Origin of the sequence: Nostoc sp. FACHB-110 (genome assembly GCF_014697425.1) — a bacterium.
GTDB lineage: Bacteria > Cyanobacteriota > Cyanobacteriia > Cyanobacteriales > Nostocaceae > Nostoc_B.
The window spans coordinates 107,361-133,776 of the sequence record NZ_JACJRU010000007.1 but is presented as its reverse complement, the minus strand read 5'-3'; the positions used below and the strand labels follow the sequence as shown (position 1 = coordinate 133,776).

General features: G+C 42.0%; 21 protein-coding genes. 6 read left to right on the top strand and 15 right to left on the bottom strand.

Annotated elements, in window-relative coordinates:
- Nucleotides 1-183 precede the first annotated feature (183 nt).
- The 6 genes from H6G69_RS09675 to H6G69_RS09650 form a co-directional block, all read right to left on the bottom strand.
- Nucleotides 184-2,436: a molybdopterin oxidoreductase family protein gene (locus tag H6G69_RS09675; RefSeq protein WP_190685171.1), complete on the bottom strand. Its 2,253-nt coding sequence runs from the start codon at nucleotides 2,434-2,436 to the stop codon at nucleotides 184-186.
- 262 nt (nucleotides 2,437-2,698) lie between these two features.
- Nucleotides 2,699-3,529, bottom strand: coding sequence for a nitrate ABC transporter ATP-binding protein (locus tag H6G69_RS09670; RefSeq protein WP_190685168.1), 831 nt, complete (start codon nucleotides 3,527-3,529; stop codon nucleotides 2,699-2,701).
- Nucleotides 3,530-3,612: 83 nt separating this feature from the next.
- Complete coding sequence (locus tag H6G69_RS09665; protein ID WP_190685165.1) at nucleotides 3,613-5,598, bottom strand: nitrate ABC transporter ATP-binding protein; 1,986 nt, start codon at nucleotides 5,596-5,598, stop codon at nucleotides 3,613-3,615.
- 141 nt (nucleotides 5,599-5,739) lie between these two features.
- Nucleotides 5,740-6,579: a nitrate ABC transporter permease gene (ntrB, locus tag H6G69_RS09660; RefSeq protein ID WP_190685162.1), complete on the bottom strand. Its 840-nt coding sequence runs from the start codon at nucleotides 6,577-6,579 to the stop codon at nucleotides 5,740-5,742.
- Between the two features lie 62 nt (nucleotides 6,580-6,641).
- Nucleotides 6,642-7,955 carry a CmpA/NrtA family ABC transporter substrate-binding protein gene (locus tag H6G69_RS09655; protein WP_190685355.1) on the bottom strand — a complete coding sequence of 438 codons (1,314 nt, stop codon included), beginning with the start codon at nucleotides 7,953-7,955 and terminating at the stop codon, nucleotides 6,642-6,644.
- 281 nt (nucleotides 7,956-8,236) lie between these two features.
- On the bottom strand, nucleotides 8,237-9,862 hold the full coding sequence (locus tag H6G69_RS09650) for a ferredoxin--nitrite reductase (RefSeq protein ID WP_190685159.1): 1,626 nt from the start codon (nucleotides 9,860-9,862) through the stop codon (nucleotides 8,237-8,239).
- A gap of 530 nt (nucleotides 9,863-10,392) precedes the next feature.
- Here H6G69_RS09650 and H6G69_RS09645 point away from each other — a divergent pair.
- From H6G69_RS09645 to H6G69_RS09630, 4 genes are all read left to right on the top strand, one after another.
- The gene (locus H6G69_RS09645) at nucleotides 10,393-10,815 is read left to right on the top strand and encodes a ubiquinol-cytochrome c reductase iron-sulfur subunit (RefSeq protein ID WP_190685157.1); all 423 of its coding nucleotides are present in this window, start codon (nucleotides 10,393-10,395) and stop codon (nucleotides 10,813-10,815) included.
- A gap of 224 nt (nucleotides 10,816-11,039) precedes the next feature.
- A complete protein-coding gene (locus H6G69_RS09640) occupies nucleotides 11,040-12,257 on the top strand; it encodes a HEAT repeat domain-containing protein (protein WP_190685154.1) in 1,218 nt (405 codons plus the stop codon).
- Nucleotides 12,258-12,383: 126 nt separating this feature from the next.
- Complete coding sequence (locus H6G69_RS09635) at nucleotides 12,384-13,328, top strand: LysR family transcriptional regulator (protein ID WP_190685152.1); 945 nt, start codon at nucleotides 12,384-12,386, stop codon at nucleotides 13,326-13,328.
- Between the two features lie 91 nt (nucleotides 13,329-13,419).
- The gene (locus H6G69_RS09630) at nucleotides 13,420-14,487 is read left to right on the top strand and encodes an anthranilate phosphoribosyltransferase family protein (protein WP_190685149.1); all 1,068 of its coding nucleotides are present in this window, start codon (nucleotides 13,420-13,422) and stop codon (nucleotides 14,485-14,487) included.
- Nucleotides 14,488-14,558: 71 nt separating this feature from the next.
- On the opposite strand, the gene H6G69_RS09625 is transcribed toward H6G69_RS09630, so the two are convergent.
- From H6G69_RS09625 to H6G69_RS09600, 6 genes are all read right to left on the bottom strand, one after another.
- Nucleotides 14,559-15,575, bottom strand: coding sequence for a lamin tail domain-containing protein (locus tag H6G69_RS09625; RefSeq protein WP_190685146.1), 1,017 nt, complete (start codon nucleotides 15,573-15,575; stop codon nucleotides 14,559-14,561).
- A 313-nt stretch (nucleotides 15,576-15,888) separates the two neighbouring features.
- Nucleotides 15,889-17,217: a Rieske 2Fe-2S domain-containing protein gene (locus H6G69_RS09620; RefSeq protein ID WP_190685142.1), complete on the bottom strand. Its 1,329-nt coding sequence runs from the start codon at nucleotides 17,215-17,217 to the stop codon at nucleotides 15,889-15,891.
- Between the two features lie 865 nt (nucleotides 17,218-18,082).
- The gene (locus tag H6G69_RS09615) at nucleotides 18,083-18,982 is read right to left on the bottom strand and encodes an MBL fold metallo-hydrolase (RefSeq protein ID WP_190685139.1); all 900 of its coding nucleotides are present in this window, start codon (nucleotides 18,980-18,982) and stop codon (nucleotides 18,083-18,085) included.
- Between the two features lie 11 nt (nucleotides 18,983-18,993).
- Nucleotides 18,994-19,377, bottom strand: coding sequence for an aspartate 1-decarboxylase (gene panD, locus H6G69_RS09610; protein ID WP_190685136.1), 384 nt, complete (start codon nucleotides 19,375-19,377; stop codon nucleotides 18,994-18,996).
- A 302-nt stretch (nucleotides 19,378-19,679) separates the two neighbouring features.
- Entirely contained in the window at nucleotides 19,680-20,189 is a 510-nt protein-coding gene (locus tag H6G69_RS09605) for an inorganic diphosphatase (RefSeq protein ID WP_190685134.1), read from the bottom strand.
- A gap of 333 nt (nucleotides 20,190-20,522) precedes the next feature.
- Nucleotides 20,523-21,671: a cysteine desulfurase family protein gene (locus H6G69_RS09600; RefSeq protein WP_190685130.1), complete on the bottom strand. Its 1,149-nt coding sequence runs from the start codon at nucleotides 21,669-21,671 to the stop codon at nucleotides 20,523-20,525.
- Nucleotides 21,672-21,832: 161 nt separating this feature from the next.
- On the opposite strand from H6G69_RS09600, the gene H6G69_RS09595 reads away from it, so the two are divergent.
- A complete protein-coding gene (locus H6G69_RS09595) occupies nucleotides 21,833-22,108 on the top strand; it encodes a hypothetical protein (protein WP_190685127.1) in 276 nt (91 codons plus the stop codon).
- The gene (locus tag H6G69_RS09590; RefSeq protein WP_190685124.1) at nucleotides 22,093-22,491 is read left to right on the top strand and encodes a type II toxin-antitoxin system VapC family toxin; all 399 of its coding nucleotides are present in this window, start codon (nucleotides 22,093-22,095) and stop codon (nucleotides 22,489-22,491) included. Before H6G69_RS09595 ends, H6G69_RS09590 begins: the two co-directional genes overlap by 16 nt.
- A gap of 45 nt (nucleotides 22,492-22,536) precedes the next feature.
- Here the strand turns inward: H6G69_RS09590 and H6G69_RS09585 are convergent, their stop codons facing one another.
- From H6G69_RS09585 to H6G69_RS09575, 3 genes are all read right to left on the bottom strand, one after another.
- On the bottom strand, nucleotides 22,537-22,806 hold the full coding sequence (locus H6G69_RS09585) for a hypothetical protein (protein WP_190685120.1): 270 nt from the start codon (nucleotides 22,804-22,806) through the stop codon (nucleotides 22,537-22,539).
- 141 nt (nucleotides 22,807-22,947) lie between these two features.
- Nucleotides 22,948-24,771, bottom strand: coding sequence for an ATP-binding protein (locus tag H6G69_RS09580; protein WP_190685117.1), 1,824 nt, complete (start codon nucleotides 24,769-24,771; stop codon nucleotides 22,948-22,950).
- On the bottom strand, nucleotides 24,764-26,386 hold the full coding sequence (locus H6G69_RS09575; protein ID WP_190685113.1) for a DEAD/DEAH box helicase: 1,623 nt from the start codon (nucleotides 26,384-26,386) through the stop codon (nucleotides 24,764-24,766). The genes H6G69_RS09580 and H6G69_RS09575 overlap by 8 nt, the downstream gene beginning before the upstream one ends.
- Nucleotides 26,387-26,416 lie beyond the last annotated feature (30 nt).

The window sequence follows — 26,416 nt, the reverse complement described above, 5'->3', positions numbered from 1 at the left end:
AAATTGGTAATGAAGCAGAGATAATAATTACCCATCAAGCCTGAATACAAAATCATTCCCTATTCCTAGTTAATAGGAAATAATGCGGATTTTAAATAATCACTATTGATTCTGGTCTATTGATGAATTATTAGATATCAATTCTTAATTACCAATTTCTTGTTTAAGGATATACCAAGCAGATCACCATTGTGACGATTGGAGTTGATAATTTTTGCTGGTAACTTCCACAGAAATTGGTGCTAGTTGGACTGCACAAGCTTTTAATTCTGGTTGCCCAGAATTGGGACAAGATTCGGGATGGGTGAGGGCGTTGGCTTCGGCTTGATTTGCCCACAGTGCGCCCCAGTGCATCGGCACAAAAACTGTACCGGGTGCGATCGCCTTAGTCACTTTTGCGGGAAAATGAGCTTGACCACGCCGCGATCGCACTTCGATTACCTGGTTATCACTAATTTCCAACTTCGCCGCATCACAGGGATGAATTTCAATGAATGGTTCTGGGTGCATTGAGCAAATTTTTTCAATGCGACCTGTGCGCGTTTGCGTGTGCCAATGTCCGTAAAGTCGTCCTGTAGTTAATATAAAAGGATAATCGGGGTCTGGTGGTTCGGCTAAACCTTTGGAGTAATAAGCCCCGAACCGCGCCCGACCGTCGGGGGTGTGGAAGTGTAGGTCTGTGTAGAGTCTTTTTGAGTTGGAGGGTGTAGGGTGTAGGGTGTAGGGTGTAGGGGAAGAAGATGTTTTATCCCCATTCCCCACTCCCCATTCCCCACTCCCCGTTTCTGGATGCGGCCAGTGGGTTGGGCCTTGTTTTTGTAATTGTTCATGACTGATACCCGACATATCGCATGGGCGATTTTTGGTTAGTTTGGCAAACTCGGCGTAAACTTCGGCAGAGTTGGCAAAGTTAAACTTATCGGCAAAACCTAAACGCCGTCCGACTTCGGCGAAAATTTCCCAGTCGGCTTTGGCTTCTCTGGGTGGTTGGCGGAATGCTTGACATAAACTAACGCGGCGTTCGGAGTTGGTCATTACGCCTGTTTTTTCACCCCACTGGGCAGCAGGTAACAGCACATGAGCATAAGCGGCGGTTTCGGTGGGGTAATATGCGTCTTGGTAAATTGTGAAAGGCGATCGCAATAAGGCTTTTTTTGTGCGTTCCAAATCTGGCATACTGACAGCTGGGTTAGTAGCTGCAATCCAAAGTAAACCGACATCGCCAGTTTCTAAACCCAGAATCATATCCCAAGCCGTTAAACCAGGAACAGAAGAAATTTGTCCCCGCTTCAGTCCCCAAAAATCTTCCACTTCGGCGCGATGCTGGTCATTTTTCACCGAGCGATAACCAGGTAATAAATGCGCTAAACCTCCGGCTTCTCTACCGCCCATTGCATTTGGTTGACCTGTTAAAGAAAATGGCCCCGCCCCTGGTTTACCAATTTGTCCTGTCATCAAGTGGAGGTTAATAATAGTCCTCACCTTGGCTGTTCCTTCCGTTGATTGGTTCACACCCATCGACCACAAAGACAATACCTTTTGCGCTTGACCCCAATAACGGGCGGCTGTTTCTAAATCTTCAATGCTGATACCACATTGACGCGCTGTTACTTCTGGGGAATAGTGGCGGATAACTTCTGCATAAGCTGAAAAATTGCTGGTACAGTCATCGATAAAGCCAACATCAATGTAGTTCCAACGCATTAATAAATGGGCGATACCATTTAACAAATCAATATCTGTACCGGGACGAATTGCTAAATGTAAATCTGCGGCTTCGGCGGTGGGTGTGCGGCGGGGGTCAACCACCACCATTTTTACTTTGCGGTTTTTTTTGTGGTATTTAGCCAATCGGTTAAAAATGATGGGATGACATTCGGCTGTGTTAGTCCCAATTAAAAACGCACAGTCAGTTAACTCTAAATCTTCGTAACAACAGGGCGGGCCATCTGCACCAAAACTTTGAATATATCCAGATACCGCACTGGACATACATAAGCGTGAGTTCGCATCAAAATTGTTAGTTCCTAAACAGCCTTTCAAAAGTTTTTGGGCGATGTAATAGTCCTCAGTTTGGAATTGACCGGAACCATACATACATATAGCTTCTGAACCTTGAGTGAAGCGGACAGTTTGAATGCGGTTGGTAATTAGTTCAAAAGCTTCATCCCAACTAACTCGCCGGAACTCTTGGTCTAAAGAATCCCGCACCATTGGGTAATGTAATCTATTTTTATCTAAAGATTCGGCGATCGTAGCACCTTTAACACACACCATACCTTGGCTTGATGGGTGAGATTTATCACCTCTGACTCGCCAAGTCGGATTTCCTTGACTATCTCGATTGGTGGGTTTATTAAGTTGGGCTGGTGGTGACACTTCTAAACCACAGCCAACACCACAATAAGGACAAACAGTTTTTGTAAATTCAGTCATGTAGCTACACCTAATTTATCGGTGTTATCGGCTGATTGATTGTTTATGAACCATCAGCATCCCTATATTCCCATTTATCTCGAAATTCCTTACTTTCAGAACTTACGCAAAATTATGAAAAAACGAACCGCAAAGGGCGCAAAGGACACGAAGTTATAAGAGTTTGAGAGAGTTCTTGCGTAAGTCCTAAGTTTCTCACTCTTCTTTGCGCCTCTGGTTACTGAGCGCAGTCGAAGTATGCGTCTCTGCGTGAGAAAAAATCTTACTCCTCATCATGAGCAAACCGACGATAAAGGAAATCTAGAGCATAGTTCCGCAAGTTGTAATATTCGGGGTCTTCCATAATGCGGCGGCGGTTGCGGGGACGGGTGAAAGGAATTTCTAATACTTCACCGATTTGAGCGGCTGGGCCATTGGTCATCATCACCACTCTGTCAGCGAGGAACAACGCTTCATCAATATCGTGGGTAATCATCAGGACGGTAACTTGATGGTCACTCCAGATTTGCAGTAGTTCTTCTTGTAGTTCTTCTTTGGTGATTGCGTCTAATGCACCGAAGGGTTCATCTAAAATCAAGACTTGGGGACGGATGGAAAGGGCGCGAGCAATAGCCACTCGCTGTTTCATCCCGCCAGAAATTTGATGTGGTTTCTTGTCTGCGGCTTCTGTCAATCCCACCATTGCTAAGTGTTCTCTAACAATGGCGCGTTTTTCGGCTTGGGGCTTTTTGGGAAATACGGAATCTACTGCTAGATAAACATTTTCAAATACACTTAGCCAAGGTAGTAAGCAATAGTTTTGAAATACCATCATCCGGTCTGGGCCTGGTTCGGTGATGGGTTGGTCTTGTAGCATGACAACGCCATCGGTGGGTGTGTTGAAGCCAGACACCATATTGAGGAGGGTGGATTTACCGCAGCCGGAGTGACCAATTAAGCAGACAAATTCGCCTTCACGAACTTTGAGGTCAATCCCATCAAGGACGGTGTAGGGGCCTTCGGGGGTGGGGTAAATTTTGCTTACGCCTTCGATGACGAGGAAGTTATCGGCTTTGGTTTGTGGTTGTGGGAGAGTTTTGTTTATTATTTGCATGATATGTTTCTGATTTTATGATTTTTTCACGCAGAGGCGCGGAGGCGCGGAGAGTTTGAGGGAGATGGGAGAGTTATAAATGACTAAATAAAGACTTCTTCTATACGGATGTCTCGTTTGATTTCTAAGCTTTTGAGGTATTCTAGGGGTTCTGAGGGGTTAAAAACTTTACCGTCGAATAGGTGAATTGGGTCGTCGTAGCCGGTATCGAGTAAGCCGAGGTCACGGGCGGCTGCACCAAATATGTCTGCACGACAAACTCTTTCGATAATTTCTAGCCAGTTTTTCGGGAATGGTGTTAAGCCCCAGCGTGCTAGTTGAGTCACCATCCACAAGATTTCGGTGCGGTTGGGGTAGTTGGTTTTGTTGAGGTAAAACTGATTGTAGGCGGTGAGTGATTGGGGTTGGCTACCATCGCCGCGATCATAAGGGTCAATGAAGCCGGGGCGGACGTAGGCTGGGTTAAGGTTGAGGTATTCAGGACGACAGATTAATTTGAGAATTTCTTCGCGGTTGCGGAGGTCATCACAATATTTGCACGCTTCTAACAGGGCTTTGATTAGAGCTAGATAAGTTTCGGGATATTGCTGCGCCCAGTCTTCGCGCACACCTAAGACTTTTTTGGGCTGTCCTGACCAAATTTCTAGGGCGGTGGCTGCAACAAAACCGACATCATCATGAACCGCCATATAATTCCAAGGTTCGCCAGCGCAGTAACCGTCGATGGTTCCAGCTTTGAGTTGAGCGACCATTTCTGTGGGTGCGATCGCTGTTAAACTCACATCTGTATCAGGATTAATCCCGCCAGCCGCTAACCAATAACGCAGAATTAAGTTCTGCATGGATGTGGGATGAACTACACCCAAGGTTAAAATTCTGTCAGGAGCAGCGTTAATGGCTGTTTTGAGATCGCCTAAATTTCTCACACCTTCGCTATACAGTCTTTTACTTAAGGTGATAGCGTTGGCGTTGCGGGAAAGGTTCAGCGCGTTGACAACTGGAATTGGTGTTTTACCACCTGCGCCTAAAGTGAGTGCTAAGGGCATTCCTGCAACCATCTGGGCTGCATCTAATTTACCTGTCGCCACACCTTTGGCGATTTCATTCCAATTGCTGGCACGGTTGAGGGTGACTTCTAAACCATATTCAGCAAAGAAACCTTTTTCTTGGGCAACGATTAAAGGTGCTGTGTCAGTTAAAGGTAAAAAGCCGATTTCTAAGTTGACCTTTTCTAATCCTCTTGAGGATACCGCTACAGGTGCAGCTACTTTTTGCGCTTTGCGTTTCTTGGCTTGCTTTTGTTGATTGAGGAAGTAAATCATCTCATTCCGCAGATTGTAATAACTGGGATGATTAACTACTTCCAAACGTTGACGGGGACGAGGGATAGGTACTTCCAGGATTTGCCCAATGTGCGCTTCTGGGCCATTGGTGAGCATAACGATGCGATCGCTTAACAATAATGCTTCATCCACATCATGAGTTACCATCACACAAGTAACATTATGCTCATTGCAGATTTTCATCAATTGTTCTTGCAAACTACCCCGTGTGAGCGCGTCTAAAGCACCAAAAGGCTCATCTAACAATAACAACTTCGGACGAATTGCCAAAGCACGAGCGATCGCAACTCGTTGTTTCATCCCGCCAGATAACTCACTGGGACGCTTCTTAGCTGCTAGACGCAAGCCCACCATATCAATATGTTCTTCAATGATAGACAGGCGATCGCTTTTCGACTTATTTTGATAAACCTCATCCACAGCCAAAGCGATATTTTCCCGCACATTTAACCAGGGAAGCAACGAGTAATTTTGAAACACCACCATCCGATCAGGACTAGGTTCTCTAATCTCCTTACCTTCCAAAGTCACACCGCCAACACTGGCTCTATCTAAACCCGCAATAATGTTAAGTAAAGTAGACTTCCCGCAACCAGAATGCCCAATTAAAGAAACAAACTCCCCTTGCCGGATTTTCAACTCAATATTCTTCAGAGCAATATATTTACCACCATTCGGTAAATCAAAAATTCTATCAACGTGGTCAACTTCAACAAAAGTAGTCATTTGTCATTTGTCCTTTGTCACTTGTACTGAGCGCAGCCGAAGTATTGGTCAAATATTTCTCGTACCTTTTCTCTCTAAACTTCTTCTTCGCGCTCTTCGCGCCCTTTGCGGTTCGTTTAACAGAGAATTATGAACTCTTGACTACTTCTGTTCAGCCACAACCTTACTCGCAATAAAACCCACCAACCTATCCAACATCAACCCCACCAAACCAACATAAATCAACGCCAAAATAATTTCACTCAAATTAGTTTCCGTAGTCGTGTTGTAAGCATCCCAAATAAACGAACCAATACCCACACCACCTACTAACATTTCCGCCGCGACAATTGCTAACCAAGATAAACCAATCCCAATCCTTAACCCCGTAAAAATATACGGTACAGTCGCCGGAAATACAATTTTAAAGAAATACTTTGGCCCTTTGAGTTTTAAAACTCTAGCTACATTCACATAGTCTTGGGGAATTTGCTGTACACCCACTGTAGTGTTAATAATAATCGGCCAAATTGACGTAATAAAAATCACGAAAATTGCTGAAGGATTAGCTTGTTGAAATGCTGCTAAAGAAATTGGTAGCCATGCCAGAGGCGGGACAGTTCTTAACACTTGAAATATAGGATCTACCGCATTGTAAACAAATTGATTTGCCCCAATTAAAATCCCTAATGTAATACCGAAAATTGTTGCCAACGAAAAACCTAAACCAACTCTACCTAAACTGCTGAGTATTTGCCAACCTAAACCTTTATCGCTTTCACCGTTATCAAAAAATGGGTGAATAATAAAAGGGTCAAAAGTTTCGGTAAAAGTTTCTATTGGGCCAGGTAATTTAAAAGCAGGATTTAAACAAAATAATTGCCAAATCACCAGAAAGATAGCTAGTGCTACCAACGGTGGGATAACTTTTTTGACAATAAATTTATTAATTGCCGTTTGTGGCTTTTTTCTAACTGTACGATTTCCTAGAACAACTGCCATTATTTTATGATTCCGAAAGTGTTACTAAATTTTGGTGGGATAGTTGGGAGAGAAGTCAGAAATTAGACTTTCTTAATTTTCAAAGATTGTAAATATTCTTCTGGTTTTTCTGGGTCGAATTTCACCCCATCAAAGAAAGTTTCTATGCCACGAGAACTACTGGTAGGAATTTGAGCATCAGGGACACCAATAGCTTTGGCTGCTTTCTTCCACCGGTCTTCTTTATTTACTTGGTCAACGATTTCTTTAACTTTGGTATCTTTTGGCAAATAACCCCAGCGAATATCTTCAGTTAAAAACCAAATATCGTGACTCTTGTAAGGATAAGAAGCATTATCAGCCCAGAATTTCATCCGATAGGGGAATTCTTTTTCTGTACGTCCATCGCCAAAGTCAATATTACCTTTAGCTCTTTCTACAATATCTGCGGCAGCAACATTAAAGTATTTGCGGTCAGCACATATTTTGCACATTTCTTCTTTGTTTTCTAGTTTGTCGCACCATTGTTGTGCTTCAAGAATTGCCATCAATAATGCTTGGGCGGCGTTGGGATTTTTATCCACCCAATCTTGGCGCATCGCAAAGGCTTTTTCGGGATGGTCTTTCCATAATTCACCTGTAACTAAGGCGGAATAACCTAATTTCTGACTGACTAATTGAGCATTCCAAGGTTCACCTACACAGAAAGCATCGATTGTATTCACTTTCATGTTGGCAACCATTTGTGGTGGTGGTACAGGTTCTAAAACCATATCTTGATCTGGGTTAATCCCACCAGCCGCTAACCAATAGCGCATCCATAAATCATGCGTACCACCAGGGAAAGTAATTCCAGCTTTTAAGGATTTTTTATCAGCTTTGGCTTTAGTTGCGGCTTCTTTGAGTGCTTTGCTTTCGAGGTTGACTTTGAGTTCTTTGAATTTATTAGCGACGGAGATAGCCTGACCATTTGTATTTAATCGCGCCAAGAGATACATCGGCACTTTATCGTTAATGGTCATCAGATATGGCATAGGGCTGAGGATATGTGCGCCATCAATACCACCGCCAGCCGAACCAATTTTTAAGTTATCGCGGGTGACAGGCCAAGATTTTTGCTTGATAATTTCGACATCTGTCATCCCATATTTCGCAAAGAAACCTTTTTCTTTAGCAATAATGAGCGGTGCAGAGTCAGTCAGGGCAATAAATCCGAGTTTGGCTTTGGTTGTTTCGACTTTGGGCGCATTTGCAGAGGTGACGTTAGATACTGGTGCGGCGGATGGGTTGTTACCGCCATTGGAGGCTGTATTACTGGAACAACCATGAGCAACAATAGAAGCGGCGGCGGCTGCACCAGTGGTAAAAATAAATTTTCTGCGGGAAAGATTGGTCATTAATTTGTCCTTTGTCATTTGTAGGAGTTACGAACCGCCAAGGCGCATACTTCGACTTACCTCGACTTCTCCTGACGGAGACGCTGCGCGAACGCTCGGTACAAGTCGCTCAGTAACCAGAGTTCGCAGAGGAATGAGAGTTTGAGAGAGGTTTTGCATAAATATGAGTAGAAGTCTAAAATTTCAGACTTCAGACTTCATACTTCACACTTCATACTTCAGACTTCAGACTTCACACTTCATACTTCATACTTCATACTTCATACTTCATACTTCATACTTCACACTTCCACCAAGGCTTCTTGTTTGAGTTTTGCGCCGAAGTGTTTAATGAGTAGTTCTTGTAGTACTGGCTGTAAGTCTTCGCAGGGTACGCCTTTGATGGCGCAGGTTCCTAAGTGCGCGTCTTTGCCGACTTTGCCACCCATATAGATGTCTACACCTTCTACGGCTTTGCCATTTTTGCGGGCTTTAGTACCCATTAAGCCGATGTCTGCAACTTGTGGCTGTCCGCAGGAGTTAGGACAACCTGTCCAGTGAATGCGGACTGGTTGGGTGAAGGTTAAGTCTGCTTCTAAGGCTTGAATAGTGGCTAAGGCGCGGTTTTTGGTTTCGATGAGGGCGAAGTTACAAAATTGTGCGCCTGTGCAGGAAACAAGCGATCGCTCCAATGCCCCCGGATTGATGGAAAATCTTGTTAGTAGGGGTTCTGCTAAAAATGTTGCGAGGCTACCATCAGAAATATTCGGAATGATGATATTTTGTTCAACTGTTAGTCGAATTTCACCACTACCATACACTTCTGCGAGCCGCGCAATTTCATACATATCTTCGGCATACAACCGCCCAACGGGAACATGAAAGCCTACATAGTTAAATCCTGGTTGTTTTTGCTTGTATATGCCGATATGGTCGCGTTTTTCCCAATCAATTTCGTCTTTGGGCGCAGCAGGTAACAATGATTTACCTAAACGCTGTTCGACTTCGGCGCGAAACTTATCTATACCCCATTCATCAATTAGCCACATCAAGCGCGATTTCAGGCGGTTTGCGCGTGAACCGTTGTCTCGGAACACTTCTAAAACGGCTCTACATACAGCCACTACATCTTCAGGTGCTACCCAAGCATTGAGAGGAATTGCAGCATCGCAGCGTTTGGCGGAGAAAAAGCCACCAACCAGGATGTTAAACCCGAAGATTTTTTGGGGAGTAGGGAGTAGGGAGTAGGGAGTAGGAGATTCACCACTCCCCACTCCCAATTCCCCACTCCCTTCTTTAAATGCAGGAACAAATGCTAAGTCGTTGATTTCGGCGTGAACTGAATTGTCTCTTCCACCTGTGATGGCAATATTAAACTTGCGGGGGAGGTTGGTAAACTCTGGGTTGCCTTGTCCTTTGTTGGTGAGCATATCTTGAATTTGCTGCACCAAATCTCGTGTATCAAACAATTCGTCTGCATCTAGCCCCGCGACGGGATCGCCTGTGATGTTGCGAACGTTGTCCATCCCAGACTGCACACTGGTTAAACCGACGGCGTGAAATTTATTGAAGATATCGGGTAAATCTTCAATTCTGATTCCCCGCAATTGAATATTCTGCCGAGTGGTAATGTCAGCACTACCATCATCACCATAACGCTGTAATACTTCTGCCAAAACTCGCATTTGATCACTGGTAAGAATACCATTCGGCATCCGCAACCGCATCATAAATTTGCCTGGGGTAACTGGGCGGAAAAATACGCCTACCCATTTGAGTCGATGATCTCGGTCTGTTTCGTCCATTGCTTCCCATCCGAGGGCGGCAAATTTGGCGATTTCGGCTTTAACTGCGAGTCCGTCTTTTTCAGCTTTGAATTTCTCGAATTTATTGACGCTGGTTTTGGTAGTGGTTCCTGTATCTGTCATGAGTCAACTCTCATTATTGCTAATCCAGTGAGAACTTCAGGTTTCTTGAGCCAATATCAATCAACCCGTAGTTTGGATGTTGTTTCTACGAGTATTTGGTGGCTTTAAATTGAATATTTAATTATTGCTAATTTTTAAGTTTTTAGTGCGTTCTGAAATAATTTATCTACTGATGAATTGACTCAGAATTTTAGATTGAACGCGACTTCGTAAGGTTTGGGAGACAATTTGTCATCTTTTACATAGGGAATATTTAGCAAGTAAACAGAGCAATTGTTTATGTAACAATTTCGACACTTTTAAGGTTAAAGTCAGATTTATGATAAAATCGTATAATTAGCTACAAAATCCTAGTAAAATTTCTAATTTTGCATCATAATAATGCGTTTTTTGCATTACACTGAGCAGATAAGTGATGTAAAAGAGTCGCTAAATCACATCAGTATGATGTTGATGCTAAAGTCTGGAGAAGCTGCTAACCGTAGAGCAAGCGATCGCTGTTATTCTAATGACAAATAATTTCCACAACTATGAAACGTCGTGATTTTATCAATTGGGTTGGTTTAGGTTTAATAGCTAGTAACCTACCAGTGGCTATTGCAGCCTGTACTTCCCAGACCAATACACAAACATCTGAAGCTGCTGGAAGCTGGCAAAAAGTAGGCACTACTAAAGACCTAGACCAAAAAGGTCAACTGTTGGTTAAAGGTTCCCCTGTTGGGGATGTTCTGGTAGTGGGTACATCTAAAGCTGCTAATCTGGTTGCTGTTGACCCTACCTGTACTCATAAAGGCTGCACCGTAGACTGGAAAGCTGATGCCAAAAAATTCGCCTGTCCCTGTCACCGTGCAGAATATGGCACTGATGGTCAAGTAAAAAAAGGCCCAGCTAAAAAACCTTTAAAAACCTACACCGCTAAAATTGAGGGCGATTCCGTTTTGGTGAAAAGTTAACTGAAGTATGAAGTGTGAAGTATGAAGTGTGAAGTATGAAGTGTGAAGTGTGAAGTATGAAGTATGAAGTGTGAAGTATGAAGTATAAAATTAACTCATATCTTGCCTTGCCAAACTTAAATTTTGAATTCATCCTTGATATTTTTCTCTTTTTACAGATTTTTGTTACAGGTCAACCGACAAAAAGATAAAATTTCAGACTTCATACTTTTTCAAACTTTATTATGGAAGGTAATATTAACCAGCTTTTAAGACAGGCACAGACGGCGTATGATGCTGGTGATTGGTCAGTGTTGATTCAATACCTGCAACAGTTGATTGTGCTGAAAAATGAGCAGTATTCAGAAGATTTACTGAAATTAGCACTGCCTGTTTTAGAAATGGGCGATTTTCAGCAGCGTTGGGAAATTACCAAGGTTTTACTTCGCTTGGGTGCTATTGCGATTCCCCCACTGATTGAAATTTTAGAAAATGATGAAGCAGAGGAAGAATTGCGTTGGTATGCGGCGCGGACTTTAGGCGAGTTTCAGCATCCAGAGGCGATCGCACCTTTGGTAGAATTGCTCAAAACTAGCGATGATGAAGAATTAAAAGCGATCGCCGCTACAGCACTAGGGCAAATGGGGAGTTTAGCAATTACCCAACTCTCAGAACTCTTAAATCAAGATGATACCAGACTTTTGGCAGTGCGATCGCTAGCTTATATTCGCACTCCAGAAACCATTACACCCTTATTGACTGTGGTACAAGATACTGAAGTTGCAGTCCGCGCCACCGCCCTAGAAGCCCTCAGCAGCTTTCATGATGAACGTGTACCACTTGTACTCATCAACGCTTTAGATGATGTGGTGGCGGCAATTAGGCGCATCGCTATACTTGGTTTAAGTTTTCGCCCCGATTTAACTGCGGAATTAAATTTAGTCACCAAACTCCAACCCAAGCTTTATGACTTCAATATAGATGTTTGTAGCGCTACAGCCGTTGCTCTTTCTCGGCTTGGTGGTGATAAGGCTACCCAACATTTATTTTCCGTGCTGATGTCAGCCAATACACCCATAACCTTACAACTAGAAATTATTCGGGCTTTAGTTTGGGTAGGGACAATTTCGGGTTTGGAATATTTACAGCAGGCGTTAAACCAAACTAAATCAGAAATATTGTGCCAGGAAATTGTCACAGTTTTAGGACGAGTCGAAAAACCACAATTAACTACAAAAGCTACAGAAATTTTGCTGGAATTGCTGGAATCGCCCCACCCAGCCACAGAAACTGCCAATATTAAAAGTGCGATCGCTTTATCTTTAGGACAATTAGGCAATCAACAAGCTATCCCATTATTAACTGCGCTAGCAAACGACCAGAATGAACAGGTAAAATTACATGCGATCGCTGCACTCAAAAAATTCAATCCAGAGGTGGTTAAAGCAGGGAATAGGGAATAGGGAGTGGGGAAGAAAAATTCGACTATTACCTGTAACCTTTCCCAACTTGTAACAAACTCTACTAAATTAAGGAGAAAAAACCGTTAACTTAATGAGAGCCACAAATGTAATTCAGGCTACATTCTCATGCGACTAGAGCAGTTGCAAGCTTTTTTGGCAATCGCGGATACTGGCAGCTTTCAACAAGCGGCCAGGCAATGTGGTGTCACTCAATCAACTATCAGCCGTCAAATTCAAGCTTTAGAAGCAGACTTGGGTTTAGAACTGTTTCACAGAACTAACCATGCTAAATTGACCTTGGGCGGTGAACGTTTGCTGCCGCGTGTGCGGAAGATTTGTCAAGAGTGGCAAATTGCTACACAAGAATTAACAGATTTAATGGCAGGGAAACAGCCAGAATTGTGTATTGCAGCAATTCATTCGCTGTGTGCTTCTTACCTGCCACCAGTATTACAAAAGTTTTGTCATGATTATCCCGAAGTGCAATTGCGGGTAACATCATTAGGAAGCGATCGCGCTTTAAAAGTCCTGAAGGACGGATTAGTTGATTTAGCGATCGTCATGAATAATCGTTTTTTGACTACCGCTAGAGAAATGGTAGTAGAAGTTTTATATGATGAATCAATTGAAGTCCTGACTGCCGCTAATCATCCTTTAGCCCAGTATGACCGCATTCCGTGGTCAGAATTAGTGTGTTATCCCCAAGTCGTGTTTAAAGATGGTTATGGGATGCAGCGGTTGGTACAAGATAAATTTGAGCGATTAGAAGCCAAACTCATAGCTGCATTAGAGGTAAATACCTTAGATGCGTTTCGAGGTGTTGTACGTCAAGGTGAATTAATTGCTTTGTTGCCTACCTCTGCATTAGTAGAAGCTCGTCAAGACCCTACCCTAGCAGTTCGTCCTTTAGCTAATCACACTGGTGTTTTAGCTGATAACGCTAATTTTACGCGGCGAGTCGTTATGGTCACAACCCAAGATCGTCTGCAAATTCCTCCGATTAAGCATTTTTGGGAACTAGTGTTACAAAATATACCTATTCAATCTGAGGAGCAGCGATCAGCTTCATAAAGTTATGATTAGTCAACTGAAGTATGAAGTCTGAAATATGAAATTTCAGTATTATGCCTTCTGCTTTTTGACAAATGACCCTTGACTAACTATGAGTAATATCTTCAGGGAACTACTAAAAAAGGTAGGCAGTGGCAACCACACAGGCGAAAATTTAACTCGTGCTGAAGCTGCAGCCGCCACTAAAATGATGTTGTTAGGGGAAGCCACACCAGCCCAAATCGGAGCCTTTTTAATTGCCCACCGCATCAAACGCCCGACTGGTGAAGAGTTGGCAGGGATGTTAGATACCTATGAAGAACTAGGGCCAAAACTCCAAGCAATTGACAGCGTACATCTGCCGATGGTATTCGGCATTCCTTATGATGGCAGGACGCGCACTGCACCCATTAGTCCGGTGACAGCTTTACTTTTGGCGGCGGCTGGACAACCTGTGGTGATGCATGGTGGCAATCGCTTGCCAACGAAATACGGTTTACCTTTAATTGAAGTTTGGCAAGGTTTAGGTGTTGATTGGACTGTTTTAAGTTTGTCTAAAACCCAGCAAGTATTTGAGCAAACCGGACTATCTTTTATTTACGTACCTAAGCATTTTCCTTTAACCACAAGTATTTGGGAATACCGCGACCAACTTGGTAAACGTCCGCCCTTTGCCACAATGGAATTGATTTGGTCTCCTTATGCTGGCGATGCCCATGTTGTAGCGGGATTTGTGCATCCGCCAACAGAAGCTATGTTCCAAGGAGCTTTGGAATTTAAACAAGTAAAAAAATATACTTTAATTAAAGGGTTAGAAGGTAGCAACGATTTACCACGCGATCGCACAGCGATTATTGCTTTATCCGCATCTCCAGATTTAGAAAGATTGCTACTATCTCCTCATGATTATGGTTTTACGACCAAGAATGTACCATTAGCAACAACAGAAGAATTAATTACCCAAATACAAGATGTGTTAGCCGGGAAACCAGGAGAATTAATGCAAACAGCATTATGGAATGGTGGATTTTATCTGTGGCAAAGTGGTATTTGTTCAGATATGCGATCGGGTATAGCTCAAGCAGAAGAATTACTCACTAATGGTGCAGTCGCTACTAAACTTCAAGAACTAGTTCAGGCAGTCAATTCTTCCTTAGAGAATGCTTTTCAGTACATTTAACACTGTGGTTGGTGATAAAAAAGATTGGGTGTAGGTATCCACTTTACACCCAATCTTTTTTAATATTTGTCCTAGATTACGCTAATCTTCCACAAGGCACGATTATAGTAATTAGCATCAGCACCAACAACATTTGGGCTAGCAAAACCACTGGATGCTAACCAGCCACCTTCATCACCTCGTTGTCCTTTGATTGGTTCACCATCCGAAAACACATAACGCTTTGTCTCCTGGTTTTCAATCAGGAAACTATCACCATTGGGGATAATCTTCCATAAAGCACGGTTGTAGTAATTAGCATCAGCACCAACAACATTTGGGCTAGTAAAACCGCTAGATGCTAACCAACCGCCTTCAGCACCTCGTTGTCCTTTGATTGGCTCTCCATCTGAAAACAAATAGCGTTTTGTCTCTTGATTTTCAATTAGGAAACTATCACCGTTAGGGATAATCTTCCATATAGCACGGTTATAGTAATTGGCATCAGCACCCACAACATTTGGGCTAGCAAAGCCACTAGATGCTAACCAACCGCCTTCATCGCCTCGTTGTCCTTTGATTGGCTCTCCATCTGAAAACAGATAGCGTTTTGTCTCTTGATTTTCAATGAAAACGGGTTTGTTGATTAAGTCATTGATATTTGCATTTGTGCTGGGAGTTGGAGCCGGAGTTTCAGCAATGGTTTCTGCTGCTGGTGTCTTACCGTTAGTAGTAGCTATTTTCGTGAAATTGCCTGTACTGTCATAGGCTAAACCAGATATGACATTTCCTTGAGCATCTAAGAGTCTGGCTTCATCTCCTGAATCTTTCCATAAAGAAACACCACTACCACAGCTAAAGCCACCCGACTCTGGATGTACTTCATTAGTGTAAACTCTGACGCTTTGACCAGGAGCTAAGATTGTGCCTTGGGGAAAAGTAAATGCTTTATTGCGTCCTACTCCAGAAGTCAGTTGCCAACCAGATACATCAGTGGGTATTTTTTCTCGATTGGTAATTTCAACGTATTCATCAGACTGAGTTCTCTTGACCTGATTCTTATAGACAAGATTGGTAATTTCTATCTGTGGAGTTTGTTGATTTGCCATAGTGTTTACTCAAAATTAACGATAGCAAGACAGGACAAATTAACGCACTAATATTTATATAAAAAGTGCTTAAATATTCAAGTATTGTGAGAATTAAAAATATAGAGAATTTATTAGTTATGGTGGCGATCGCCTAATACCAATTCACTAAAATAATGAAACAGATGTAAACTGCCAAAGCTTTTCTTAATTGCGAATTGCATTAGCGAGCCTGCGAGCGTCCGCCGCGAATTGCGTTAGCGCAGCGTTAGCGAGCCTGCGAGCGTCCGCCGCGAATTGCGAATTGCGAAGCAAGCCCTAGTTAAACGTAAACTTATCTTTGTGCATGGATGTAGTCAACAAAATAAAATTGCGGTTGCAACCAAAATCTCAGCCAAGCATAAGCTCCTAAACCTAGAAGTGCGATCGCAATTAGGGGTAGACCCAACTGAAGCCGCAATCCATCGGGAAAAACAGCTACAGCGCAAACAGTAATGACAAAATAGATTAAAAGCACTGCTTGTAAGCGTTGCACCACTAAAAGCGCATTGCGACAGCTACTACAATGCTGGGTGTGTTGTTTGTAGCGATCAAGAATTTGTTGGCGATCATTATTGATATTCCGTATTGATGGTGCATCAATTCCTACATCTTTCCAAGGCAGTTGTCCGTGACAATAGCTATCAAACCAATTCCGATACTCAATCACTAAACGGTCTGCACTTGTAGGTAAACGATAGGCAGTTTTCCAGCTTTGATTAGGTTGATTTTGTTGGAGAAAATACTCTTGCTGCTGTAGAAGAATCATATCCCCATCAATAATCAGATTGCGATTGGTGATGTGATCCCACCAACGCGGTTTGAGATAATGGAGTGTTTTGGCAAAGTTTCGCGGAAATTGAGCAACAATTCTCGATTTCCCTGGAGACACAGGTATACAGTAGGTGACAAGTCCCATCTGTTTGCTGCCATTAGCAAAGCTGAAGGCATACTCCAAGCGACAAGGTGGTTCAAACGTGATTGTTCCAGGCAAAAGCCCTTGTGTCGCCACTTCAATCAAATTGGGGGTTGATTGTAAAATTTTAATCGGAATCGGTCTTGCTTGTTGGCGATCGCCTTGTACTCCATGATGAGCAAAAGGTACATGACTCGGATCTGCAACATTTTCCACCAGGGTTTGCCAGTCATACTCTAAATCTCGGACAAAAGAAGACCAAACAAAGCCTTTAGTCGCATCTACATTAGCAGACAAAGGTAACGGTGTATTAGCAGCTTGTTGGCTTGATTTTGCATCTGGCCAAACCCAGAGTAAATCCTGCTGTTGACGGACTGGTAGTGCTACAGCACATAGATTTTCTTTCTTGCTGACAAGTTCGGGATTTTCTGCTTGGGGAACATGAGTACAGTTTCCGTGCTGATCAAATTGCCAACCATGATAACTACACATTAAATTCCCTGTTTCATCATCAATGCGCCCCTCACTTAGAGGTGCAAGGCGATGGGGACATTGATCTAAAAAGACTTGAAAAGTTTCAGCTGATTTGGGTTTCCAGATGACTAAACGCAGCCCTAAAAGTGTAACTGCGGTTGGTTGTTTGGGATCTAAGTCTTCAACTGGTGACAAAGGATACCAATGCTGAAAAAAATCAAATTCCGGTTTCATTTGACAAATTATTAGGATAATATCCTACTTCACGCAATTTTCGATATTTGAGAAATTCTGAAGCAGGGAGTACTTTTTGAGTAATGCTCATTTATGACCTCTTTGCTTTTTATGCAGTGAGTATTGAGCAAATGCAGTTTATAAATTCAAGAATTATTCAAAATTCACATCTTGCACCTAGCCCCAGCGAATGGAATTCGCGGCTATACAAACGAAGTCCGCCTATCGCGCTTGCGCTGCGCTTGGCGCACCACGCGGACTAACGCAATATCAAGGGTTTGGAACCCGCGCAGGTGGTCACTGAGCTTGTCGAAGTGCGGGTTTTGTCTGTGTAGCTGCGACTTCAGTCGCTTGGTGCAAGATATGTGAAAAGGCTGCTAATTAATATTTACCTATTAAATTCTTGAATAATTTGCTGTTTGCTAATGGTGTCTATGAATTTAAATATTCTCAATACCAAAGCAAAAATGCAAGGAAATTTAAGACAGTTAGGTAAATAATTTATAGACAGTTAAGACAATTAAGACAGTTAGAAAAAGCTTGTCTTAAAATTAACATATTTTATGGATGATACCAATTTACCAAATGATTGAAACAAATAGATTTGGGAGTAAACATCCTATTGCTGTACGCAACTATAAATACTCAAAATAATTGATTGAACTTTCTCAGATTCCAGGCTAAGAATTTTAGAGTAAAAATAATAGTATGACCTCTAGTACAGTTCGGCGTAAATAAACAGACCATACGACATTGCTAAAAGGCTTGTGGTATCGTTATTCTTTCTTTTTACTTTTGCCTTTTTACTTTTGCCTTGTTGTACTAGTATCGTGCCTCTGTCGTCAACAGATAAATTTAGAAATTACTAGTCAACCGCTAACACTAAACCTTCAGAAGCTAGTAAAGCTTGCGCAAAGACAGACTGCACATCAGCTTGTACTTGATCAAGAAAATTATCATCATCATCTGGATGATGATGAGAAATAACTAATTTTTTCACTTCCGCAGTTTGGGCTACTTCTACAGCCTTTTGCCAATGTAAATCAGAAGATTCATGGTTGTTAGCTGTAGGGGGAATATAAGTAGCATTGGCAATTAGTAGGTTCACACCTTGGACTAGCTTGAAAATCTGCTCTTGATCAGTTGGCTCGGCTTTGTTGGTTAAATCTGTAACATAGGCAATGCTAAGATCCTGCCAAGACACACGATAGCCGATAGAACGCTGAGTTTGATTAATTAGTGCTGTAGTTACGGTGACATCATCTAGCTGCACCTCGTTACCTGCAATCAAATTATAAAACTGCAAATCTGACTGCATTACCTGGAGGGGATAGGGAAAATGCGGCTGGAGCATTTGATCGCAAAGGCATTGTTTAATAGAAGCACTGTTAGACGCAGCCGAACCGTAAATGTGAAAACGGTTTTCTGGGACAAATGCTGGTGCAAAAAAAGGAAAACCTTGAATGCGGTTTGACTGGGAATTAGTAAAAAATAAATATGCTTCTATCGGTTGTTGCAGCTGTCGCAAGTGTTTACCAAGGGGACGCAAACCCGTACCCCCATCAAAAATCAAGCGTTTGCCTGCTACTTGTACTTCAACACAAGCGGTGTTACCGCCATAACGATTAGCATTGCTACCTGGAGTGGCAATTAAACCTCTAACACCCCAAAATTGCACAAGAAATTCATCCACTGAACTACTGTGACTCATAATTGTGGTTTCGGTTACGGAGCTTTGGGAATCCGACGGCGCAAAATTTGACATTTTTTTGAATATTAGACCTTACTGAGCAGGTCATCGTAGTGCCGTACTTCTAACAGTCGGTTTTTTTCATCCACAATGACTACCGTAGGAGAGTAATATTTTAACTCTTCCGAAGAGAACTGCCCGTAAGCCATTATAATCAAGCGATCGCCTACAATGCCTAGACGGGCCGCAGCGCCATTTAACTCAATAATTCCTGAATTGGCTGGAGCCTTAATTGCATAGGTAATGAAACGCTCACCATTGGCAACGTTCACTACTTGCACTTGCTCGTAGGGTACAATACCAGCTTTTTCTAACAACATTTCATCGATGCTAATACTACCCACATAGTTGATATTCGCTCCAGTGAGCGTGCAGTTATGTATTTTTGCCAAAAGGAGAGTGCGCTGCATTTAGTTCTCAGGTTTTTGATGCCAAGTTTGCAATCTAGATTAAAAAATTTTTGATTGCCTGAATCTAGTATAAGAAAGTAAGGGTCGGAAGAAAGTCCCGATGCAACAAGTTTTATTCGCAAAGATAGAAGAGAGAATAAAGATTAAAGACTAAAATAATTTAGGATTGCTGATTTTTGATTGAAAGACTATCTTCATCTAAAATTTAAATTTTAAAATTCCAAATTGATGAACTCAGCATTGTTGAAAGTGAATAGTTAGGAGGCAAGAACAAAAACTCTACACTCCTAACTCAGTAATCATTATTTAGCAGCTTGGATACATTGTTCTACTAGGGCTGATACTGCACTCACGTCTTTCCAACCAAGAATTTCTGTCACCTTTTTTTCTAGATTTTTATAACTGCGGAAAAATTCAGCAATTTCATCTAAGCGGTGTGGTGCGATATCGTTGAGGGATTTGACATGAGTATAGCGTGGGTCTTTGTCTGGAACACAAAGGATTTTTTCATCGCGATCGCCACCGTCGATCATCTCTAACATACCGATTGGTCTTGCAGCAATGATGCAGCCAGGGAAGGTTGGTTCATCGATAATCACCATACCATCGAGTGGGTCGCCATCATCAGCCAAAGTATTCGGCACAAAGCCGTAATCATAAGGATATCTTACCGACGAATAAAGCACTCGGTCTAGGGCAAAAGCTTCTAGTTCTTTGTCATACTCGTATTTATTCTTGCTCCCGCCTGGGATTTCAATCAGAACATTGAGAATACCTGGTTTTGGTTGAGCAGGAATACGGGATAAGTCCACAACAAAACTCCTCGGCTAACTGTGAATTGGGGATGCAGTCTGTTTGGTTCCCCGTGTAGAATTTTAGGGCCAAGATGTACTCCTGCTCAAAGTATTTTGCTGCTTTATCTAATACAAGAAGCAGGAAGTAATACCATGTGAGATTTTAGATTTGGGATTTTGGATGGGAAATTGCTTACTGATGAGCTTTTGAGCAATTCATTTGTCGCTATCATTTTCCAATTGGTGTACGTAGGACAGCACAAATAAATTATTGTTGGGATAAGGCCGAGAGCCACAGGTGTAGGTAGCAAAGTTAGAAAGAGCAGGTGTTGGAAGTTGCAGCGAATGAGTTTACATCAGTTGATGAATGTTATTTACTGCATTTATCAGTATAAAAGAGGCTTTCTCAATTTCTGCTTCACTGGTAAATTTACCAAGCCCAATTCTTAATGCTCCTTCAATGATATTTTCTGCAAGGTGCATTGCTTGTAGAACATGAGAAGGTGCAACCACGCCTGATGAACAAGCTGCACCTGTAGAAATAGCTAATTGCTGGCGAATTCGGGCAATGATGGCAGTATTAGAAATATCGGGAATAGCAATGTGTAAATTACCTGATAAACGCTGGTTTAAATCTCCATTCACCACTAAATCGGGAATGGCGGCTTGGAGTTGGTTTTGCAATTGATCTCGTAAAAATGCGATCGCATTTTCATCTTGTTCCATCTCCAATCCTCTCAATCTGCAAGCTTCCCCCAAACCGACGATTCCGGGGACGTTGAGTGTACCTGATCTCATACCCTGTTGATGTCCCCCACCGTAAATCATTGGTGGGAGAAGATGATTTTTCCTGACTACTAATACACCCACACCTTTGGGTGCGTAGAGTTTATGTGCTGAAATCGCTAGATAAGTAATCCCCCAGTCTTGAAAATTCAGGGGAATTTTGCCGACAGCTTGGGATGCGTCGCATAAAAACGGGATATTGTAGGAGGATGCGATCGCGCCAATTTTTTTGATGGGGTAAATTGTCCCGACTTCATTGTTAGCCGCCATTACACAGAGTAAAGCCGCACCATTAGCACAGATTTTTTCCAGATGTTCTAAATCAATCTGTGCTTGTTGATTGACTTTTAACCAAATAATTTCCGCCAGTCCTTTTTTAGCTAAAGCTTTGCAAGTATCTATCACGGCTTTGTGTTCCACTGGGGAAACAATGATTTTAGCGGGGGTATTTTGTTGTGCAATTTGTCCTTGAATTACTAAATTAATGCTTTCTGTTGCACCAGATGTAAAGATAATTTCCTTGGGTGAGGCGTTGATTAAGTCTGCTATTTGTTGACGTGCTTGTTTAACTGCTTTTGCGGCTGCATTACCATAATCATGATCTACACTATTGGCGTTACCAAAGGCGGTAGTCATATAGTACATGACTTTCTCGGCTACTCTGGGGTCAACGGGGGTAGTTGAGTGGTAATCGAGGTAGATGATGTGAGTCATTTTTTTAACGCAGAGGAACGCTAAGGAAACGCAAAGTAACGCAGAGAATGATCATAACAACTCTCTCTGCGCCTCTGCTCCTCTGCGTGAGATTTCATCACCCTAATAAAACATGGTTTCGGTATTATAGGGTTATCAGGTTCTAGTTAGCGAGTCAGGTTATGGAAAGCATAAAGATTAGAACACATATCGGTAATGATGGAATTTTGCAAATCCAGCTTCCACCTGAAATTGCAAACCAAGAATTAGATGTAGTAATTGTCTTTCAGCCTGTGAGTCCAGAAATTTCACAGAATACAGCCAAAACACCCCAAGAATTAGGGTATTCTCATAGGTTTTTAGAAAATGTCATAGGTAGTTGGGAAGGTGAAACCCTGGAAAGACCAGAACAACTTCCCTTTGAGAATCGGGAGGAGATTCAATGGCCTACCTCCTAGATACAAATGCGTGTATCCAAATTCTTAATTCATCAAGTTCACCTGTTACCCAAAAAATTCTGACAATTCCTGCTAGAGAAATTTACATCTGTACAGTTGTTTATAGTGAACTGTACTATGGAGCTTACAAAAGCAAGAATGTTAACAGAAACCTCAGTCATCTGGAAAATTTATTGGCTGAGTTTACTGATTTACCACTAGATATTCAAGCAGCAAAAATCGCTGGAAAAATTCGCGCTCATCTTGATACTTTGGGGACTCCAATTGGAGCAAATGACTTGTTAATTGCTGCTATCGCTTTAGCCAATGATCTCACGCTGATCACCCACAACACCCGTGAGTTTAGCCGTATTGACGATTTGAAATACGAATACTGGGAATAACTACGAATATCAATAGTATTTTTTTTGCGTTTATCATCTAGTGTCTTACAAATTTTCGAGTTGGTTCGGACACCATTTGCTTTTTGCTGCTAGTTGAGCGTTAATCAAGGTAAAGATTCGCTCTAATTCCGAGATACCTATATATTCGGCTTCTTCTTCAAGAGTGAGCGCATCTGCTTTTTTCTTCTCTAACAGTTCTTCAAAACGATACTGTAGCTCATCGGTAAATTTAAACAAATAAATGTCACCAAATTCACTCATCTTAACACCAGAAGATATTAAAGATGAGGGTTGAACCATCAATTGAGTAGTCATTTTGTGTTGATAGCGTCTTTGATTCTATTGTGCCTCAATTAATCAGCGATCGCAGTTTATCATTCTCCAGAAACGCAGAGAATAATCATCACAACTCCCTAAATTCTCTGCGCCTCTGCGTCTGGAGCGTGAGATTTACTCTTATTCATTCTCTAAAAACCTCCTAGCAACCCTCCCCCAATCAATGCGCGTATCTTGAGCATTATCTTTAAATTTACCCTCTGGCTGTTCATCTTCATATCTAGCCCATGCCATCAAGAGTAACTTTAACCCATCCAAAGAATTAACTAACCGAGAACGCAAAGTATCTACATCAGCTTTATCAACATCCTCTTCTAAGATTTCCACTAAGTTTTGATAAGCTGGATGATTAGTATTTAAGGTCACAATAATTGCTCCACCTCTGGGTTTAACAGAGAAGAAAGCAGGAGTATCAAGTGGTGCTTCAACAAAGGTATATTTCAAGCCATCATCTACTGTTGTGGCGGCTAATAATTCGGCTTTTGTTTCTGTTACTCCTTCTTCTTTGAGGGTTTCTTTAATTACTTGTTTGCGTTCTTCCTTGGGTAATTTTTCATCTGCATCACTTTGACCTTTATAACCTTGTGATTTACGTTCTTGAGTTACAGTAGTTGCCACTTTCTCAGGTTTGTAAGGGTCATGACGTTTTTCAGTAGTAGTACGAGTTCCTTTCGTTTGGTTTTTAATTAAGCGACGAATTAAACTGAGTTGACTGCTGATTTTATGGGCTAATTCCAATAGAGGTAGTTTTGGATCTTCATCTTGGAGTAACTCTTCTTTTAATTGAGTAACTGTTTTTCCTTCTTCTAATAAAGACTCAATATCTAGTTGTAAAATCTCGCCAAAATTCCGGGCTGATTGTTTGTTATTCGTAACGCCAAAAATATCATCAAGTAACGGGTTAAATTCAATTTCAATTCCCCACCAGCGTTCTGTAGGGTCATAATTATTTACTAAGTTTTGGTCTAGTTCTAATTCTCTTCCTGCGCGCACAACGGAAACACCGACGTTTTTAGCTGCGTGTTGTCCGTGTGGTAAACTACCAGGGTTTTTTCCTGGTTCGGCTTGACGCGCTTCTTCTTTGGCGTAAGAGAAACGTACCTTTACTTGATGTTCTTTATCTTTAAAATTAATTTTATGGATGTATTCATGAGATGTATCACCTTCCCAAAGTTGAAACATTGCCTGACTATTAAAGGGTGCGGGACAGGAGGTTTTTTCCATTAGATAACCAGGGTCATTTGGTAGGGCGTATTTTTCTAAAATCAGGCTATATAAAGCATCTAAATCAAAGGCTACCATGCGGATTTTGACTGCGCCGCTATTAATGAATTTGCGATACATTCTCCCAATCACAAATTCTGAATTATCAATAATTGCTTTGCCAGTACGCCAAATACAACGGTCGATTTTTGACCATACTACTAATGTGCCACTTTCACCAAATTGTTGACCGATTCTTGTCCAATTTGTGGGAATTGCTTGAGGTGTCGGTTCTGGTACTTCTGTCAGTCGTTGATTTTTAATTTCATCTAAATCTAGGTAACTATGCAGTGCATTGTCTATGCCATTTTGCCATGACCAGACATCAACTCTCTGACATTGGGAAATAGAAGACGAGGGTAAACCCATACCAAAACGTCCGATTCCGGTGTGTTTGTCTTCATCTAAATATGTTCCATTACCAAATTGCAGGGCGAGACGTAAGACATTCGCATCCATCCCACAACCATTATCTAACACGGCGATTTGTTCAATGCGCGATCGCCTCCTCCCTTCTACCAGTTGTTTCCGTTCGCCACACAGCAGTTCTACTTGCGATGCACCAGCTTGAATGGCATTATCCATTAATTCGGCTAAAGCGTAGGCGGCGTTTTTATAACCGTTATCGCGCATGGCTTGGACAGCGAGGTGAGTCGGAACGATATCATGGGCGTTATTCATGGGTTTTCCTCCAAACGTCTTCCCAATTGTGAAAGGCTGATGCAACTGAACCAAAACCAGGGAGTTGATTATCTATAACCGTGACAATTTCGGCGGTAGCATTACCCCCAGCTTTGATTCCTCTGATGGCGCGTCCTACCATTTGGCTGTAGAGAACCAGGGATTTGGTAGGACGGGCGATAACAGCAGCACTGGTTTTAGGTGCGTCGAAGCCAGTGGTTAATACGCCGTAGTTACATAAAATCTTGGTTTGGGTTTGTTGGTCTTTAAAGCTGTGAATCAGTCTTTCTCGTTCGGATTTGGGGGTTTCCCCTGTGACAGCATCAGCATGGAAGCCGCGTAAACGCAAGATGGAAGCGATGAGTTTCGCGTGTTCCACTGAGGTATTAAATACGATGATGCGTTGATGATGTGGGGCGAGTGCTTCTAGTTCTAGGATGATGCGGAGGTTGCGTTGTTCGTCTGCGGCTAACCGATTCAGGATATAGGGGGGAATGTCTAAATCTGTATGAATGCGCTTGAGGTCTTGGGGTGTGAGTTCAATCCCCGTTTCGTAAAATAATGAGCGATAGTTAACTTGAGCTAGGTATTGTTGATCTACGAGATAATCAATGGGGTTGTCATAACCCTCGATTTCTAAGGTAACTTTTTGGTGGGCGAAGAATTTAGCGAGTTGTGCATCGGTGTTAATATCCGCCCAAGTACGTCCAGGTGTGGCGGTTAGTCCTAGTAAAGCGGTTTTTTCGTAGGGGACGACGAGGGAATCTAAGACGAGTTTATAGGTTTCGGCTACTGCTTGATGGGCTTCGTCGATAATTACCAATGAAGAACGCACACCGAGTTGATTAATAAAGCGGATACTCTTTTTAGCGGCGTTGTAGACTTTGGCTAATCCTGCTACTACTAAGCCATCTTGCGCTTGTGCTAAGTCTATCTCATGGTTGCTCCAGAAGCGGTAAGTTGAAAGGTTGCGATCGCCTAAACTGTCCCAGGCTTTTTGAAATTCTGTAACTGCTTGTTCGCATAGTTCTTCACTATAGGCTAACCAGATTACTAATGTGGGTTCATTGTTTCTTAGATAGTCTGCAATAATATTCATTGCAGTACGGGTTTTACCTGCACCAGTGGGAAGATGAAGAAGCACACGGCGAGGTTCTTGACTCAGATAGTTTTTTACTTTCTTAGCTGCTTTGCGTTGGTGTGCAAATAACGGATACTTGGGAGTATTTTCAATAATTGTAGGAGTTTCAATTGTACTTTCGTTTCTGGGTTTAAGTGGTATTTCAAAGAAGTTAAACAGATATTTTTTACCTTCTGAATTTTCACTTATTTTAAGTTTTTTTAAGGCTTGATAAGGGTCTTTATTTTCAGGTGCTTCTAGTACAACAGCGAGAATTTTCGCTTGTTCTGGCGTGATTAAATCAAAAATTAAATCTCGTTTTTCTTTCGATAAGAGTAATTCTTCTGGGGTATGAAGGGTTAAGAGAATTTCTCTGAGTTTACTAGCATGAACTAAATTAGGTTCTAGGAGTTTTAGCAGATGAAAAGTTGCACTACCTAATAATTCTTGTAGTGTTTCTTCATCTGCTTGAATCAGTAGGTCATCAAATTTCAACTCTCAACCTCTAGCACTATAAAATGTTCT